Raw genomic sequence first — 16,385 nt, forward strand, 5'->3', positions numbered from 1 at the left:
CATAGTACTACAATTACTATAGAGCAGGAGAGCGTTATGAAATCAATTAAAATTAAAAATAAAGAGGTAAACAAATTTAGAAGGGGATACCCCCTCCTACACAAGGGTTCCCTTGCTGAGACTAATAATAATATTGTTGAGGGAGAAATTGTTGAAATAACTGATGAAAGAGGCAGCTTTATTGGGAGAGGTTATTACGGCCTTCAAAATAAGGGAATTGGGTGGATTTTAACGAATGATCCTTCTGTGCAGATTGACGAATCCTTCATGGAAAAGTTAATAAAAAAAGCGATAGGATACCGAAAGTTTCTATATAATGATCCGGATACAAATGCATTTCGTATTTTTAACGGAGAAGGAGATGGTTTTGGAGGCCTGACCATTGACTTCTTTGATAAATATTATTTAATCAATTGGTATAGTGAAGGGGCATACTGTTTTAAAGAATATGTACTTAAAGCGTTAAAAAATCTTGTACAATACAAGGCGGTCTATGAAAAGAAACGGTTCGGGAAGCAGGGGCAGTACATTGAAGAGGATGAGTTTGTAGCAGGGGAGAGGGGTTCATTTCCTATTATTGTTAAAGAAAATGGAGTTAATTTTGCGGTTTATTTAAATGAAGGGGCAATGGTTGGCGTTTTCTTAGATCAAAGGGAAGTAAGAAAGACGATACGTGATCGATACTCTGAAGGAAAGAGAGTACTGAACACCTTCTCTTATACTGGAGCTTTCTCCCTCTTTTCTGCTTTAGGCGGGGCTCAACATACAACAAGTGTGGACTTAGCAAACCGAAGCTATGCAAAAACCATTGAAAATTTCAGCCTTAATGGGATTGATTACGAAGCGCACGATATTATTGTAGAAGATGTATTTAATTACTTTAAATATGCTAACCGAAAAGATCTATTGTTTGATTTAGTGGTGTTAGACCCTCCAAGTTTTGCACGCTCTAAGAAAAGAACGTTTAGAGCAGAGAAAGATTATACTTCTCTATTAACGGATACGATCTCTATTACTGACAGCAAAGGAACAATTGTAGCATCTACAAACTGCGCGAAGTTTAACATGCGTAAATTTAAGTCATTCATTGATCAAGCATGTAAGGATTCTCGTCGTTCCTATAAGATTATAGAGGAATTCTCCTTGCCCAATGATTTTAAAACAACTTCCTCCTTCAAAGAAGGTAATTATTTGAAAGTATTATTTGTTAAACTGGATTCATAAAAGGGCTGTTTTTTTACAGCCTTTTTTTATATGCTCTTTTTTCATGTTTCTTCACATTCAGAACTGGATATTAATAACAAATAGTATTTTCATCATTATGATTGCAATTTTGAATACAAGTATACAATTTTGAATACTTGTAAACAATTTGTAACTATATTGTGTGCAAATATGAACACATGTGTGCAAAATAGATTGCAAACTGGCATAAAGGCTTGCGTACATAAATGTAAACAAGTAAACAAAAATAAGTTAATTGCACACAATTACGAACACGAAAATAGTCACATTGACTATTCTGGTACAATCTAATATGTTTAATAGTAAGCTAGTAATCTAGCAAAATTCTTTAATTTAAAGGAGAGCTATTAAATGACAAAATCAAGAATTGCTGCTGTTGATGTTGGGAACGATGCAGTGAAAGCAAACTTCGGGAAATTAGAATCTGAATTATATATACCTAATGTTATAGCGCGAGATTTAGAAGATCGACCTGTTATAGGAATTGAAGAACTTGATGATAAAGAACCTCTAGATAACATACATATTCGCGTGCATTCTCCTGCACTTCAGGAAAATAACGCGATTTATCGTGTGGGTAATCTAGCTGCTAAAAGTGATAATTCAACTGAACTTGATCCTGGCAGCAGTAAATCAGAAGAAGATCAAACGCTGGTTATGTTGTTTACTTCTCTGGCGTTAGACGCTGTAGCTGGTAAAGACGCCCAGTCTTCTAAAAACAGTGTAGTAGAAGCTAATTACACACTGGGCACAGGCCTGCCTTTGCGTGAAGTGAAAGAAGGGAAAGACGTAGGTTACAGATCGCAGCTTTTAGGTTCTGTTCACCAAGTTGAATTTCTAGTTACACCAAAATATCAAGGTATGAAAGTAAATATTAAGTTTGATGAAGTTAAAGTGTACCCAGAGGGCTTTGCGGCATATGTGAACCTGGTTATGGATAATGACTTAAATATCATTAATAAAGACTTGATTGACAGACAAATCCTTATTCAGGACATTGGCGGGCTTTCTACGGATATAGCAGTAATACGTAACCGTAATGTAGACGATGATAAAGCACAGGGGTTTAATTTAGGGGTGGCAGAATCTCTAGAACAAATTAGAGATGAAATTTTAACAAAGCATGGGGTAGAGTTAGACAGCCGTCGAGATGTAGTAGATATAATTACAAGGAAAAATGATCGTCACCATATTATGGTGAGAGGAAGCCGAACCAGCGTACATGACATCACTGATCGTATCTTACTGGAATTAGCGAAAAAGCAATACCGATTCTTAAGAAATGTATGGCAGAAAAATTCCCAGTCAGAGATTTGCTACTTTGTAGGTGGAGGTTCAGCTGTACTGAAGGAATATATTAAAACGCTCAATAATAAGCTTGACGGATTCAATATTGATTTCTTTGAAGATGAAAACGAGAGTATTTGGATGATGGCTAATGCATACTATAAATTAATTTCAGACTATATTCGCAAGACAGAACCGATCCATAATAAAAAAGAAGATAAAAAAGAAAAAGCACCATCGAAGTAAGGTGATTAAATGAGTAGTTCCAAGAAGGGCGTAGAAAGGGGGCAATCCATTACATTTCGTGTCCCCTCGGATACACCTGACCATTTGTTAAAACAATTAACTGCATTAAAAGAACGTGAGAGACGGAATTTCTCAAGTAAAATTGCACAGTTTGTAATGGACGGAGTCAGCCAGTCATTATCTAAAGAAAAAGAAACAGTCACAATACCTTTACCTCGCCAACTGACAAAAGAACAGCGTAATTGGTTAAAACATGAGCATTCTGAAGCCCTGATGGGAAGTATAATCCACCAGTTGCTAAGTGACCCTACTCGAGCGATGACGCTGCTTGCTTCTCTTAATAGTAATGCTGTAGATATTGATGAAGCTCTTTATTTACAGGAAGAAACAGCTGCTTCTCTTGAAGAATCACGTCAAGAAAGTGTGACTGAAATAAAAGAAGAAACCGAAGAACCGATGGAAACTAGCAGTGACTTTGAACTGGATGATCTAAGTTTGGATAGTTTACAAGGTGATATTCACTCTTTACAAGAATCTCAAGATGAAGATCAAGAAGAAGAGGATCCTTTAGGGGATTTCTTGTCCAGTATGAATAAGTAAAAACAACCCCCAATCATCATCTGACTGGGGGTTTATAATGGAGAGAAAAAACAAAAAGTCGGGCTGAGATTATTTTAATGACGGACTAAGCCATCGGGTTGTTTTTTGCGTAACTTAAGAATGCACGCTCATCTTCAATGGAACCACATGATCCGCATTGCACTTTATATTCTGGACCTCTATAGTCCACATGATAGACAGCTAACTGATCAGGGTTACACTCAGATATTACCTCTCCAGAACGAGGATCAAGTTTAATGCAAGTAGCAACCTGCTTAATCCTATTAAATCTTGATCGATTGGTTTTACAATTAGGACATAAATAAGGTTTCAATTTTTTCGCTTCCTTTATAAAAGAGTATGGTTATCTAATAGTATGGGTAAATTCCCATAATTTTATAATTATTTATTTTAAAAAATGATAATCTCAGTATTTCCTGGGAAATTGCAAAAAAAAGATCCCAATATATCGGTCCAAACTATTAAAAAGCCTGGAACTGTATATTGGAGTATACAGTAGTTCTTTCATTTTTTCTTAGAGACGGAGCGGGGAAAAGTGTGACTCCCGCCGTGCTAAGAAAAATAAAGTTCGTTGAAACAGCGATAAACTTTATCGAATATAAATCATACGAACTGATTTCAATAGAATCGTTCGTATGATTATATGCTTTATTCTAATTAGCTGAGACTCTTACTTTTATTATTTTCAATCCAATCATGGGACCAGTTTTGAATACTATCAATAACAGGCTTTAAAGCCTTTCCTTTATCAGTTAAGGAATATTCTATTCTTACAGGGGTTTCAGGAATTACTTCGCGAAGAACCAGCCCTTCCTTTTCTAAATCCTTAAGGCGATCTGAAAGTACTTTACCACTAATCCCGATAGATAATTCTATACTTTTAAAGCGCTGTTTGCCTTCCAATAATTGATATATAATTAAACCTGTCCAGCGTTGACTCAATAAAGTAACAGCTTTCTCAAAACGAGGACAAACGGATTTATTCATTGCAATCACTCCTAAGGGTAATATACCACGAAACTAAAAGTTATTAAATGAAAAACGTATATTAGGTTACAATTAGTAACCTAATTTTCCCTTGGAAGTATTTTTATAGTAGAACATCTTAATCGGCTGAAGTAGAGAACAGAAAAAAACGCCGCTTTCTAAGAGACAAGTTTTCTCACCATATTACGTAAAGGTGTTTCTCTACTTCACAAATTCAAGTTCTGGCATCCATTGCTTAAGATGTACTTTCTCTTCTTTCATTATCCTTTTATAGTCAGGCAGAAGATTATTATCTAATTCGTGCATTGGGAGGACTTCATACGCGTGAGATCCTTCAGAAGTTACATAAGTTAATAAAAATCGAGGCTTTTCTACGGCAATTTTTTCTTCTTTTCGAATAAGGTCAAACTTAAATACTCCCCCAATTCTTTTCTCTAAGGCATTTTGTCCCGAAAAGAAATTTCCCAGGGAATAGACTGTTAGCATTTTGTGCTCATTTTTACCTTCTACCCATTCAATAGGCTGTAGTACATGGGGGTGATGTCCAATTAACACATCTACTCCTAAATCCGCTGCAAATTGTGCTAAATCTTTTTGTTCTTTATTAGGGAGAGGCTCATATTCATCTCCAAAATGCATATTGAGGATAATTGCATCACTTTTACGATTTGCCATTTCTACTTCACTTTTTATTTGTTTCTTATCAATAAGGTTTACAAGGTGCGATTTTCCTTTAGGCACTGGAATACCATTTGTTCCATATGTATAACTTAGAAAAGAGACGTCAATGCCTTCCTTTGTTTCATAAACCCTTATTTTATTTTGATCCTCTTTATTTTTGAATGCACCAGTATACATCATTTCAAGTGATTCCCAGTGTTCAATAGCTTTCAGCACTGATTTTTCGCCTCTGTCTAACGTGTGGTTATTGGCGAGGGTGACAACATCAACACCTAGCTCTTTGAGAGCATCACCAAATTCCTGAGGCGTATTAAAAGAAGGGTAGCTGGATAATCCTATGCTTTCTCCGCCTATCATTGTTTCTTGGTTCGCCATGGTGATCGTTGTATCTTCCAAGTATGGTTTTACTTTTTCCAGCATAGGCATAAAGTTAAAACTATCTGAAGATTTAGCGTCATTGTAAACACGGTCATGAATTAACATATCACCTACTGCGGACACACTAATTTTATCCTGAGGAGTGAAAGATTGTTTTTCTTGCAAAGAAATTTCTTTGTGCGGATGAGTAATTGACTGGTGGGGGGCAGGGGATTCACTGCATGCTGTCACAAATAGACACAATGTGAGAGCTAGAAATACTTTCACGTAAATCAAACTCCTTTACTAGCAAAAATTGAACCGGACATTTTTCCTTATTATAACAAAAAAAAGAACAAAATATTCTATGGAAATTAGAAAAACCACCTATGGAGGGTGGTTTTAGGCCTCTTCTTTACATTTAGATAAAAGCCGAACCTGAATAAGCCTTCGTCTAACTAAAATTCAAATCCAGCTGGAGCATACCTAACAATAATGTAATACTCATCCCAAAAAGTGTTGGCGACCCTCGCACAATTGATAGTAAACCTCGTTTTTACAAGTACTAGTCCTGTAACATATGCCGCAGCTATAAAACCATATATATAGCCTCCTGTAGGGCCGCCGCTGAATCCTGCAAATACGGGGAGTCCCGCAGCTCCTAATGAAGCGGGATTTCAACTTGAGCTAAAATGGCTGTTATGGCCGCAAATATCGCGCTATTTATAATTATATGTAATCTTTTACTTTGAAGGAGCATTACTTCACACTCCTAAATAAGTTAACTTTATAAATTAAAAGTTAACTTATTGGGGGATAATTATAGTTTTATCAAAAATAAGATGATGATAAATTGTTTTCCCATGCAAAGGAAGATTTGTGTGTTTCATTTCTTGTACATAGACATAAGGTTTCCTAATATGATAAATCTCGTGCTCAAAAGCTGCATTGAGCAGTTTCTTCAGACAGCGGTTTAATTAACAGCGTATAGCTCCGCTTCCTTTACCGGCCTGCAGTTTTCGCCATTTTTAATGCTTGGTGATAAGCTGATCGAGCATACTTATAAGTTGTTTGAAGAGTGGATTTTAAAAGTTTCTATTGAAAGTGGACATGGTTTAAAGGTATAATAGATTTCTTTAATTTAACCGATAAATCTTTGGTCACTTCTCTATGCAATAAAAAATAGTCGATAAAATAGGTGCTTTTACTCATTTTAATTCTTATATAGAAATTGGACATCTCAAAATAAAGGTATTATTCGATATAAAACAGGTTAACGATAAAGCTTTGCTTGTAATATCTTGTAATCATACTAAATAGGTAAAACAGCCTGTCACGAGGATAATGGCCTATTTTTATGTGTCAAAAAAACGAATACTTCGTTACAAATATTTCAATTTGTTAAAAAGACACAGTTTTAAGTTCAAAAATTGGGGGATATAAGGTAGAATAAGTGAGTGCGAAATTAACGGAGGTTTTACGATGTTTACAAATAATAAATATTTAAGCAAAGAAAAACTGAATAAATGGGCCGTATACGCTATCGTTATCGCTATTTTTTGGATGAAAATGTACTTTATCCAGGGGAGTATATTTACCCTTGGTGTTGAGAATGCAAACGAAGCTGCTATCCTGGCTTTTAACCCTCTAAGCAGTATTTTCTTATTGTTTGGGCTTGGGATTCTACTTGCCGGCCGCAAAGGTTTGTTAGTAACCTATATAATTGGTTCAATTCTTTTGTATGTAAATGTACTTTTCTATCGAGAGTACAACGACTTTATAACTGTACCAATGCTTGGCCAAGTAGCTAACCTGGCTGGATTAGGCGGCAGTATCACAAATATTCTATCTTTGGCGGATATCTTTTTATTTGTTGATGTTTTTGCTGCAGTTTTTCTATTATTCTATTTGAAATCTAGTCGTTTCCCCAGGTTTATGCCTAAACGTAGAGAAGGTGCGATTATGGCAGCTATCGCTATTCCGCTTTTCTTAGTCAACCTTGCATGGGCGGAAACAGAGCGTACCGATCTTCTTGAAAGAGCTTTCGACCGTAATATGTTAGTGAAGTATATTGGGGTCATTAATTATCATGTGTATGATATTGTACTTCAAGGTCAAACAGAAATGAAAAAGACTTTTGCCGATAGTAACGAACTTGTACCTGCTTTAAACTATTTGAATGAAAAGAAAACGGAGCCTAATAGTGAAATGACAGGTGTGGCTGAAGGTAAAAACGTTATTCTTCTTTCACTTGAAAGTACCCAGACATTTGTAGTAGATAATGAGTTAAATGGGGAAGAATTAACTCCATATTTTAATGATTTGAAAGAAGAAGGAGCTTACTTTAGTAATTTCTATCATCAAGTAAAGCAAGGCCGAACTTCAGATTCAGAGTTTATACTTGATAATTCATTATATGGACTTAATCGTGGGGCAGCTTTCTTTACACATTCAGGTAATGAGTATGAAGCTACGCCTGAAATTCTAGGAGAAAATGGGTATTTCACCAGTAACATGCATGCTAATGATAAATCGTTCTGGAATCGTGATGTTATGTATGATTCTCTAGGCTATGATGAATTTTATGGCAAGCAGGATTATAATGTCACGGAGGAAAAGTCGTACGGCTGGGGCTATCTTGATGAATATTTCTTTGAAGAATCCCTTGGTAAGATGGAAGAAATGGAACAGCCTTTTTACAATAAAATGATTACATTAACGAACCATCATCCTTTTACACTTCCTGATGATAAGAAGTATATTGATGAAGGTGAAACAAATAGTGGAACATTAAATCGTTTCTTCCAAACCATTCGTTATCAAGATGAAGCGTTGAAGCAATTTGTGGAAGAGTTTAAACAATCCGATCTTTATGATGATACCATTCTTGTCATTTATGGTGACCATGATGGAATTTCTGAAAACCACCAGGAAGCCATGGGTGAGTATTTGGATAAAGATATTAATGATTATGAACAGTTCCAGCTGCAGCGTGTACCATTGTTAATGATCGGTGAAGGAATTGAACCTCAGGAAAGTGATACAGTTGGAGGACAAATTGATTTACGACCGACATTGATGAATATGCTTGGAGTCGAAGATGACAATCCCATTCAGTTTGGACATGACTTATTTAGTGAAGACCGTCGTGAAATGATGATTACTCGGGATGGAGACTTTGCTAACGAAGATTATGTAGGTGTTAAGGACACCTGTTATGATCGTGAAACAGGAGAAGAAGTAGATAGTAAAGCTTGTGAGCCATTATTTGCAGAAGCTGAAGAAGAGCTCCAAATGTCAGATTCTATCGTTTATGGTGATTTGCTACGCTACCTCGATGAGACTGAATTAATTGAAGAAGAAGAGTCCGATCAGGACGAAGAATAAATGATAAAAGCCTTCACCTTAATGGTGGAGGCTTTTACTTTCAAATTAAATAATATCTAACCAAACTTTAATAGTTGTACCTACAATTAAAACAGCTAGTATTGTTTGCAATACTTTAGTATTCGTTGTCTTACCTGTTCTAGCTCCTAGTGGTGCAGCGATTAAGCTGGCCGCAATCATTATTCCGGCAGCGATATAATCGACTTGTCCTGTAGAGACCTTGCCAACCGTAGCACCGATGGATGATATTAATGTAATGGCTAGAGAAGAAGCAATCGTCATCCTCGTTGGTATTTTTAGTACGACTAGCATAATCGGTACTAATAAGAAGGCACCAGCTGCTCCAACAATACCAGCACCAATTCCCACGATGAAGGCGAGTATAGCGGCTAACCATTTATTAAAGCTCACCTGGTCAAATGGAATGTCATCTATTCCTTTCTTTGGTACAAACATCATAATGGCCGCAGTTAAGGCTAAAATGCCGTAAATTAGATTTATGCCATCCTCTGGCATGAATCGGGATCCATAACCACCAATAAAGCTTCCGATTAGTATGCTTACACCCATGTAAAGGATGAGCGTTTTATTTAAATATCCGCCCTTACGATAGGCCCATACCCCGCCAATTGTTGCAAAGAAAACTTGCACGGCACTGATTCCGGAAACTTCGTGAGCTGTAAAGGCAGTAAAACCAACAAGAGAAGGAATATAAAGCAGCATGGGGTACTTTATAATCGAACCTCCAATGCCGAGCATGCCTGAGATATAGGATCCAACAAAACCAATTGAGAATACGGTAACAATAAGTCCAAACTCCATAACCTACACTCCTTAAAAAAGGGAACCATTCGAGGTTCCCTTTTTCTTTTTTATCCTTTTTGAATCCAGAATTTTAGTACTTCATTTTCTTCGTCGCTCTTTAGTAATTCGTGTCCGCCGGATTTTGCCCAGGCTGTTAAATCACCTTTAGCTCCTTGATCCGTCGCGTGAATTTCAAGCACATCTCCTGTTTCAAGTTCTTTCATTGCCTTTTTTGTTTTTACGATCGGCATTGGGCAAGCAAGTCCCTTTGCGTCTAATACTTTAGTAGAATCCATCATTTAAAACCTCCAACATTTATTTGTGTTTATTGTGTTATCTAACCGCACAACGGTTAGGTCCAATCTCCATTTCGCGCTGTTCCTCTTCATCTGGATAGATTTTCCCCATGTTTGTTTCTCTAATTTCTTGATAAGCATTTGGCTGCGGCGGAAGATCTTCCGTCACTATTTTGCGGAATTCTGTTTCATCTTCAATGTTTAAACCATGGTTGTTAGAAAACAATGTTCCTAGTTTTTCTGCTGCTGTTCCATCTTCGTTAAGTTCATCCATACTCATAAAGTGAGCGGGTAGTACGATCAGTTCGTCAGAAAGCTCATTGTAACGAAAGTAGAGTGTCTCACGTAAATCGTTTACCCAGTCTTCTGCTTTACCAGCTAGATCAGGACGTCCAATCGAATCAATGAAAAGAATGTCACCTGAAAGAAGGTATTGATCATCGATAACGAATGAAGTAGAACCAATTGTGTGACCCGGAGAATACAATGCGTGAATTGCGATCTCCGCTTTTCCAACTTTCACGGCTTTATTATCTTCTAATGGTGCATAGTTAAACGTCACTTCACCAGCATCTTTCGGCGGAAGCCAATAGGTGGATCCTGTTTGTTCAGCTAATTTACGACCACCTGAAATGTGATCGGCATGCAGGTGAGTGTCGAAAGCGTGAGTGATTTTAGCTCCTTTTTCTTCTGCAAAACGAGTATAAATCTTAGTCATGCGTGCAGCATCTATGATCGCAGCTTCTCCATTTGAGATGACCATATAAGAAAGACATCCCTTACCGATTCGAACAAATTGGAAGAGCTCTCCACCATCTTTTAAGTCAGCCAGCTTAACAGGCTCTAGATATTCACTCCAAGCTTTCATTCCACCTTGTAAATATAAAACATTTCTGCCTTCTTCAGAAATCATTTCAGCCACCATCACAGAAGATCCTTCTTTTGCACAAACGACAATCACATCTTGGTCGTTTGGCAGTTGGTCAAGGATCTCCTCAACACCGTCTAGTAGATCAAAATATGGGATATTTAAATACGTTAAGCTTTTCCCTTCAATTTTCCAGTCTTGAAAAGCATCTTCATTTCTAACATCTAAAATAAAAAGTGGTTCATTGTTTACTATTTTTTTAGTGACCTGCTGAGCAGTCATAGCATTTACAGTCATCACAAATTACCCCCTAAGGTATTATTTTGCTTAAAAATTTAGTTGGATTTTGTTGTTTCTCCTGACCAGCCGCTCATTCCTGGTACAACATTGTATACATGGTTATAGCCTTTAGCAGCTAACTTTTGCGCTGCCATGTCGCTGCGGTTTCCTGTGCGGCAAACCACATAAATATTCTTCGTATCACCAATTTCACTCATACGTTCATCTAGTTCACCAAGCGGAATAGACTTTGAACCTGGAATATGGCCGAAAGCGTACTCCGCAGATTCACGAACATCTAAAACAATTGCATCTTCATCTAGAGATTGAAGGACTTCATTATCAACGACGTGTGGGTACTGCTTTTCTTGTGAATCTTCATCACTTGATTTGCGAATATAATGGCTTAGCACATCATTTTCTTCAGTAGTACCAAGGTATTGGTGTCCTGTTTTTTCAGCCCAAGCTTTCATATCAGCGGTAGAGCCTTTGTCTGTAGCTTCTACTTTAAGCACTTGACCTGCGTCAAGATTTTTAATGGTCTTCTTCGTCTTCACAATTGGCATCGGGCAAGCGAGTCCCTTTGCGTCCAAAACTTCATTTGTTTTAATATCCATACCTAATTCCTCCTTAGATTTATTCGGTTGTTCCTTTGTAATTCATCATTCCGCCATCCATGTTAATGACATGATAGCCTTGCCCTTCAAGAAACTGCGCAGCCTGACCGCTGCGTCCCCCAGAACGACAAACCATAACGTATTCTTTTGATTTGTGTAACTCGTTCATACGGAGTTCTAAAAGCCCCAGAGGTATATTTTGCGCTCCAGGTATCTTGCCAGCTGCCACTTCATCCGTTTCTCTTACGTCTATAATGTTTAACTCTTTGTGCTGATTTTCTACTTGTTTTGCTGTCATTGTTTTCATACTCGTCATCACCCTCCTTAAATGAATAGGTTGACGTTACCGTCTTCTGCTTCTCCCAGATAAGCGGCGACTCCTGCGTATTCAAGTTCATCAAGTAACTCTTCTTTGCGAAGTCCAAGTAAATCCATCGTCATCGTACAAGCGACTAAGTTCACTTCTTGCTCTTGAGCCATTTCAATTAAATCAGGCAAAGGCATGGCATTATGCTTTTTCATGACATCTTTAATCATCTTCGGTCCAAAACCTGCGTAGTTCATTTTAGAGAGCCCCATCTTATCTGCTCCTCGAGGCATCATTTTGCCAAACATCTTTTCCATAAAGTTTTTCTTGACGGCTACGTGACCATCTTTACGTAATGCATTTAATCCCCAGAACGTATGAAAGATAGTTACTTCATGATCATATGCTGCTGCTCCATTAGCAATAATGTAGGCAGCCATCGCTTTATCGTAATCTCCGCTGAATAAGATAATATTCGTTTTCTTTGTTTCTGACATATTCGTCATCCTCCTATATACTTATACACCTAAGGGTATTATTTATTTCAAAAAAATTAGCGGCTTTTCACTAATAATTGTACAGCTTCGTTAATGGATTCTTCTTTTTTCTCTTCATCTTGAGCATCTTGAATGCATTCAACCAGGTTGGAACCCACGACTAATCCGATCGTCCGGTCAAGTCCACTGCGTGTAGCTGAAAGCTGGGTGATAACATCTTTGCAATCTTTCCCCTCTTCCATCATTTTCAGCACACCTCGCAGCTGGCCTTCCATTCGTTTTATTCGGTTTTTTACTGAGCTGTTGTATTCCATATGGTAAACCTCCTTGTTTTTGGAGTTTAATTTTTGCTAATGAATAACAGTACATTACTCACAATATACCCCGTTGGGTATAAAGTCAACCGTTAAAACAAACTTTTTTGGAAAGCCTAAAACTGAGGTGATATTAAGTGGATATATTTATCGACGCTCTAAAAGTGCTAGGTAGGATTGTAACAATCCTTCCACTTCTTCTAGTGGTCGGATTGTATATGGGGAAGCGTTCCATAGGAGAACTTCCTGTTTTTGATTTTCTAGTCGTATTAGTTCTTGGTTCCGTTGTGGGGGCAGATATTGCAGACCCAAGTATCGATCATATTCATACCGTAGTAGCTATGGTTGCGATTGCTTTATTGCATCAATTCATTATTTATTTGAAGCTGAAGAGCCGAAAGGTTGGTAAATTACTTACGTTTGAGCCTACAGTAGTTATATATAATGGGAAGTTCCTTTATAAAAATATGAAAAAAGTGCACTATGCCATTGATAATATTGCTCAAATGCTAAGAGAGAAGAGTGTATTCACGATCCAGGATGTTGAAATAGCCGTTGTAGAAGCGAATGGACAACTATCCGTAAAATTAAAAGGAGACAAAGAGTGGGCTACAAAGGGAGACGTGGGCGGTAAGATCTCAAGAGGTGAGTATGATGTTCCCATTATTTTAGATGGAGAACTTCAAGAGGACATGCTAAAAAGGTTAAACAAAGATATAAATTGGATACAAGAGCAATTAGATAAACATGCAATTAAAGATATACAAGAGGTTTTTTATGGAGCTCTAACACCGTCAGGGAAATTTGTATATTCGACGAAAATAGAGGATGATGACGCGATTCCTCCAATTGTGCATTAAAAAGAGGGGGCAGCATAACCCCTCTCTATTAAACACTCTTGTCCATGCAAACGATTAATCGTTCTTCAATATCCTTAGCCAGTGATTCAATCGTGTCATCATTCACCATACTAATGAGTGCTGTTGGCTTAGGCATACCAATCTTGGTTGTTCCTTCATCATCATACACCACCATTTTACACGGTAAAAAATAACCGGCCATCTGGTTTTCACTTAAAACTCGTTGAGCTTCTTTAGGGTTGCAAACTTCTAATACTTTATATTCTTTATTAAAATCTAAACCTTTTTCCTGGAGTTTATCCTTAATGTCAAATGTCCAAAGTACCCCGAACTGTTCTTCTTTCAGACTGGCTTCAAGACTTTCGACAGCTTCTTCAATTCCTTTATTTGTCGAAACTGTGTAATCAAACATAATTATCCTCCTCATTGTTTAATTTTTATACGTAATATACCCTCATAAGTATTTTGTTAATCAGAATATAATAGAATTTCTTTTTCTTTCAAAACATAACGAGGAAAAGATTAATCATAAGCCTGTAACAATTCCTTTATTTATATTAAAATAAGGGAAGCAAAAGAGAGGACGTGAAACATCTATGAAGAAAGATATAAAACTGATTGCATTGGATATGGATGGTACATTATTAAATACAGAAGAAGAAGTTTCAGAAGAAAATTATAAAGCCATTCAAAAAGCAAAGGAAAACGGAATTCATGTAGTACTTAGTACTGGCCGCTCCCTTGACCGCTGCAGAGAAATTGCGGAATCACTGGGGCGTTCTTCTTATATTGTAACGATTAACGGCGGGGAAATTTATAACGATAAATTTGAATTAGTTGACCAGACCCTGCTTGATTCACAACTCGTGGAACGTCTATGGGAGCTTCGTCAGGAACATGAAGTACATTATTGGTCTACTACCGTACAAGGACAATTCAATAGTACACAGAACTTCGACAAAGAGGTAAGCGACTATGACTGGTTGAAGTTTGGCTTTGATATTGAAGATGATGAAGTTAGAAAAGTTATCTTAGATGAACTTTTAAATAATGATGAGTTGGAAATTTCAAATTCTAGTCCAACGAATATCGAAGTAAACCCGGCAGGAGTTAATAAAGCAGCTGCACTTCTAAAAGTTTGTGAACGCTTGAATATGAAGATGGAAAATGTAATGGCAGTTGGTGACAGTTTAAATGATTTAGCAATGATCAAAGAGGCAGGGGTTGGTGTCGCCATGGGGAATGCTCAAGAAGATGTCAAGAAAGCTGCGGCGTGGGTCACAAATACGAATGATGAAAGCGGAGTAGCTAAAGCGATTGAGAGCGTATTATAATTCAGAGGTGGCATAAGTCCTTGTGCTCCAGCATAATATAGTACTACCCTACCTAAAGTCTCCTCCTATATAAAAAACGCGGATCTTCATCCTAAGATGAGGTCCGCGTTTTTTATTATTGAAAACGCTTACCTAAATTAAGCAGGAATTTGAGTTGGAGACACGAATTAATATAAGTGAGATATTTTGTGCTTTCACATATCTGAAAATTCTGTAAAAGGGGGTTCGTTATGAAACCTGCTTACTTAAAGGAAGAACATGAAATGCTTCGTACCTCCTTAAAGAAATTCCTGGAAAAGGAAGCTTATCCTTTTTTCAATGAGTGGGAAGAAAAAGGGGAGGTTCCCCGCTCGTTCTGGAATAAGCTTGGAGAGCAAGGATATTTGTGTCCCTGGGTAGAAGATGAATTTGGAGGCTATGGAGCAGACTTCGGATATTCGGTTGTCATTAACGAAGAATTAGAAAAAGTTGGCACAGGTCTTATTGGAATAGGGTTACATAGCGATATCGTTGTGCCTTATTTATCTCATTATGGAACAGTTGAGCAGAAAAAGAAATGGCTGCCTAAATGTGTCACTGGTGAGGTGATCACAGCTGTTGCCATGACTGAGCCTGGAGCAGGATCTGATTTAGCGAGTATTCGAACTAGTGCTCATCTTGATGGGGACCACTATGTGTTAAATGGAGAAAAAACCTTCATTACGAATGGTGTACATGCTGATTTGGTACTTGTGGTTTGTAAAACAGATACAAAAGTTCAACCTTCTCATAGAGGAATAAGTCTGTTAGTCGTTGAAAGAGGGACGAAGGGATTTTCGAGAGGGAAGAAATTAAAAAAAGTAGGATTGTTTAGCCAAGATACATCAGAGTTGATTTTTGAAGATGCAAGGGTACCAAAAGAAAATTTAATAGGTGAAGAAGGGAAGGGCTTTTATTACTTGATGGACCAGCTTCAGCAAGAACGCTTAATTGTTGCTATTGGAGGAATTTCAGCGAGTGAGCGGATGCTTGAGATTACCATTGATTATGTAAAAAATAGACACGCTTTTGGCCAGACTATAGCTTCTTTTCAAAACACGCAATTTAAGTTGGCTGAACTGCAAACGGAAGTAGAAATCGGAAGGACTTTTTTAGACCGTACCATTCAGTCCCATATAAATGGTGAAGATGTAGAGAAGGAAGTTTCAATGGCTAAATGGTGGATTACTGACCTTGTTAAAAAGGTAGCCGGCTCTTGTATGCATTTACATGGAGGTTATGGATATATGGAAGAGTATGAAATTGCCAGAAGGTTCCGAGATGCACCTGTTACAGCTATTTATGCAGGGTCTAATGAAATCATGAAATCCATCATAGCAAAAAAGATGGGACTAGGTAAGTGAATAGTTAGGAGGAATA

At 37.4% G+C, this 16,385-nt stretch carries 19 protein-coding genes; 7 read left to right on the plus strand and 12 right to left on the minus strand.

Annotation, left to right across the window (positions count from 1 at the left end; translation table 11 throughout):
- Window positions 1-36 precede the first annotated feature (36 nt).
- The 3 genes from ACGTNH_RS01725 to ACGTNH_RS01735 all read left to right on the plus strand — a co-directional run bounded on the left by ACGTNH_RS01725 (window position 37) and on the right by ACGTNH_RS01735 (window position 3,378).
- Entirely contained in the window at window positions 37-1,224 is a 1,188-nt protein-coding gene (locus tag ACGTNH_RS01725; protein ID WP_394584602.1) for a class I SAM-dependent rRNA methyltransferase, read from the plus strand.
- 372 nt (window positions 1,225-1,596) lie between these two features.
- Complete coding sequence (locus tag ACGTNH_RS01730) at window positions 1,597-2,778, plus strand: Alp7A family actin-like protein (protein WP_394584604.1); 1,182 nt, start codon at window positions 1,597-1,599, stop codon at window positions 2,776-2,778.
- Window positions 2,779-2,787: 9 nt separating this feature from the next.
- Window positions 2,788-3,378 carry a hypothetical protein gene (locus ACGTNH_RS01735; protein ID WP_394584606.1) on the plus strand — a complete coding sequence of 197 codons (591 nt, stop codon included), beginning with the start codon at window positions 2,788-2,790 and terminating at the stop codon, window positions 3,376-3,378.
- A gap of 85 nt (window positions 3,379-3,463) precedes the next feature.
- On the opposite strand, the gene ACGTNH_RS01740 is transcribed toward ACGTNH_RS01735, so the two are convergent.
- From ACGTNH_RS01740 to ACGTNH_RS01755, 4 genes are all read right to left on the minus strand, one after another.
- Window positions 3,464-3,712 (minus strand): DNA alkylation repair protein, encoded by a 249-nt coding sequence (locus ACGTNH_RS01740; protein ID WP_394584607.1) that lies wholly within the window; start codon window positions 3,710-3,712, stop codon window positions 3,464-3,466.
- A 344-nt stretch (window positions 3,713-4,056) separates the two neighbouring features.
- The gene (locus ACGTNH_RS01745; RefSeq protein WP_394584608.1) at window positions 4,057-4,386 is read right to left on the minus strand and encodes a winged helix-turn-helix transcriptional regulator; all 330 of its coding nucleotides are present in this window, start codon (window positions 4,384-4,386) and stop codon (window positions 4,057-4,059) included.
- A gap of 201 nt (window positions 4,387-4,587) precedes the next feature.
- Complete coding sequence (locus ACGTNH_RS01750) at window positions 4,588-5,712, minus strand: CapA family protein (protein WP_394584610.1); 1,125 nt, start codon at window positions 5,710-5,712, stop codon at window positions 4,588-4,590.
- Between the two features lie 170 nt (window positions 5,713-5,882).
- Window positions 5,883-6,029: a hypothetical protein gene (locus ACGTNH_RS01755; protein WP_507161309.1), complete on the minus strand. Its 147-nt coding sequence runs from the start codon at window positions 6,027-6,029 to the stop codon at window positions 5,883-5,885.
- A gap of 877 nt (window positions 6,030-6,906) precedes the next feature.
- On the opposite strand from ACGTNH_RS01755, the gene ACGTNH_RS01760 reads away from it, so the two are divergent.
- On the plus strand, window positions 6,907-8,811 hold the full coding sequence (locus tag ACGTNH_RS01760) for an LTA synthase family protein (protein WP_394584611.1): 1,905 nt from the start codon (window positions 6,907-6,909) through the stop codon (window positions 8,809-8,811).
- 45 nt (window positions 8,812-8,856) lie between these two features.
- Here ACGTNH_RS01760 and ACGTNH_RS01765 read toward each other — a convergent pair whose 3' ends face one another.
- The 7 genes from ACGTNH_RS01765 to ACGTNH_RS01795 are packed head-to-tail and all read right to left on the minus strand — an operon-like array spanning window position 8,857 to window position 12,793.
- Window positions 8,857-9,633, minus strand: a complete 777-nt coding sequence (locus tag ACGTNH_RS01765; RefSeq protein WP_394584612.1) for a sulfite exporter TauE/SafE family protein — start codon at window positions 9,631-9,633, stop codon at window positions 8,857-8,859.
- A 50-nt stretch (window positions 9,634-9,683) separates the two neighbouring features.
- A complete protein-coding gene (locus tag ACGTNH_RS01770) occupies window positions 9,684-9,911 on the minus strand; it encodes a sulfurtransferase TusA family protein (RefSeq protein WP_394586107.1) in 228 nt (75 codons plus the stop codon).
- Between the two features lie 37 nt (window positions 9,912-9,948).
- Window positions 9,949-11,076, minus strand: a complete 1,128-nt coding sequence (locus ACGTNH_RS01775) for an MBL fold metallo-hydrolase (protein WP_394586109.1) — start codon at window positions 11,074-11,076, stop codon at window positions 9,949-9,951.
- Window positions 11,077-11,114: 38 nt separating this feature from the next.
- Complete coding sequence (locus ACGTNH_RS01780) at window positions 11,115-11,675, minus strand: sulfurtransferase TusA family protein (protein ID WP_394584613.1); 561 nt, start codon at window positions 11,673-11,675, stop codon at window positions 11,115-11,117.
- Window positions 11,676-11,694: 19 nt separating this feature from the next.
- A complete protein-coding gene (locus ACGTNH_RS01785) occupies window positions 11,695-11,982 on the minus strand; it encodes a rhodanese-like domain-containing protein (RefSeq protein ID WP_394584614.1) in 288 nt (95 codons plus the stop codon).
- A gap of 17 nt (window positions 11,983-11,999) precedes the next feature.
- Window positions 12,000-12,479 carry a DsrE/DsrF/DrsH-like family protein gene (locus ACGTNH_RS01790; RefSeq protein WP_394584615.1) on the minus strand — a complete coding sequence of 160 codons (480 nt, stop codon included), beginning with the start codon at window positions 12,477-12,479 and terminating at the stop codon, window positions 12,000-12,002.
- Between the two features lie 56 nt (window positions 12,480-12,535).
- Entirely contained in the window at window positions 12,536-12,793 is a 258-nt protein-coding gene (locus ACGTNH_RS01795) for a metal-sensitive transcriptional regulator (RefSeq protein ID WP_394584616.1), read from the minus strand.
- A 137-nt stretch (window positions 12,794-12,930) separates the two neighbouring features.
- Between ACGTNH_RS01795 and ACGTNH_RS01800 the strand changes: the two genes are divergently transcribed.
- Window positions 12,931-13,653 carry a DUF421 domain-containing protein gene (locus ACGTNH_RS01800; protein ID WP_394584618.1) on the plus strand — a complete coding sequence of 241 codons (723 nt, stop codon included), beginning with the start codon at window positions 12,931-12,933 and terminating at the stop codon, window positions 13,651-13,653.
- Between the two features lie 28 nt (window positions 13,654-13,681).
- On the opposite strand, the gene ACGTNH_RS01805 is transcribed toward ACGTNH_RS01800, so the two are convergent.
- The gene (locus tag ACGTNH_RS01805) at window positions 13,682-14,065 is read right to left on the minus strand and encodes a DUF302 domain-containing protein (protein ID WP_394584619.1); all 384 of its coding nucleotides are present in this window, start codon (window positions 14,063-14,065) and stop codon (window positions 13,682-13,684) included.
- Between the two features lie 184 nt (window positions 14,066-14,249).
- Here ACGTNH_RS01805 and ACGTNH_RS01810 point away from each other — a divergent pair, with 184 nt between their 5' ends.
- Window positions 14,250-14,987: a Cof-type HAD-IIB family hydrolase gene (locus ACGTNH_RS01810; RefSeq protein WP_394584620.1), complete on the plus strand. Its 738-nt coding sequence runs from the start codon at window positions 14,250-14,252 to the stop codon at window positions 14,985-14,987.
- 230 nt (window positions 14,988-15,217) lie between these two features.
- Window positions 15,218-16,369: an acyl-CoA dehydrogenase family protein gene (locus ACGTNH_RS01815; RefSeq protein ID WP_394584621.1), complete on the plus strand. Its 1,152-nt coding sequence runs from the start codon at window positions 15,218-15,220 to the stop codon at window positions 16,367-16,369.
- Window positions 16,370-16,385: the final 16 nt, after the last annotated feature.

Origin of the sequence: Halobacillus sp. B23F22_1, assembly GCF_043497005.1 — a bacterium.
Classification (GTDB): domain Bacteria; phylum Bacillota; class Bacilli; order Bacillales; family Halobacillaceae; genus Halobacillus_A.

Coding starts and splice junctions, on each gene's coding strand:
- ACGTNH_RS01725 (WP_394584602.1), top strand. CDS start 37: ATGAAATCAATTAAAATTAAAAATAAAGAGGTAAACAAATTTAGAAGG.
- ACGTNH_RS01730 (WP_394584604.1), top strand. CDS start 1,597: ATGACAAAATCAAGAATTGCTGCTGTTGATGTTGGGAACGATGCAGTG.
- ACGTNH_RS01735 (WP_394584606.1), top strand. CDS start 2,788: ATGAGTAGTTCCAAGAAGGGCGTAGAAAGGGGGCAATCCATTACATTT.
- ACGTNH_RS01745 (WP_394584608.1), bottom strand. CDS start 4,386: ATGAATAAATCCGTTTGTCCTCGTTTTGAGAAAGCTGTTACTTTATTG.
- ACGTNH_RS01760 (WP_394584611.1), top strand. CDS start 6,907: ATGTTTACAAATAATAAATATTTAAGCAAAGAAAAACTGAATAAATGG.
- ACGTNH_RS01765 (WP_394584612.1), bottom strand. CDS start 9,633: ATGGAGTTTGGACTTATTGTTACCGTATTCTCAATTGGTTTTGTTGGA.
- ACGTNH_RS01770 (WP_394586107.1), bottom strand. CDS start 9,911: ATGGATTCTACTAAAGTATTAGACGCAAAGGGACTTGCTTGCCCAATG.
- ACGTNH_RS01775 (WP_394586109.1), bottom strand. CDS start 11,076: ATGACTGTAAATGCTATGACTGCTCAGCAGGTCACTAAAAAAATAGTA.
- ACGTNH_RS01780 (WP_394584613.1), bottom strand. CDS start 11,675: ATGGATATTAAAACAAATGAAGTTTTGGACGCAAAGGGACTCGCTTGC.
- ACGTNH_RS01785 (WP_394584614.1), bottom strand. CDS start 11,982: ATGAAAACAATGACAGCAAAACAAGTAGAAAATCAGCACAAAGAGTTA.
- ACGTNH_RS01790 (WP_394584615.1), bottom strand. CDS start 12,479: ATGTCAGAAACAAAGAAAACGAATATTATCTTATTCAGCGGAGATTAC.
- ACGTNH_RS01795 (WP_394584616.1), bottom strand. CDS start 12,793: ATGGAATACAACAGCTCAGTAAAAAACCGAATAAAACGAATGGAAGGC.
- ACGTNH_RS01805 (WP_394584619.1), bottom strand. CDS start 14,065: ATGTTTGATTACACAGTTTCGACAAATAAAGGAATTGAAGAAGCTGTC.
- ACGTNH_RS01810 (WP_394584620.1), top strand. CDS start 14,250: ATGAAGAAAGATATAAAACTGATTGCATTGGATATGGATGGTACATTA.
- ACGTNH_RS01815 (WP_394584621.1), top strand. CDS start 15,218: ATGAAACCTGCTTACTTAAAGGAAGAACATGAAATGCTTCGTACCTCC.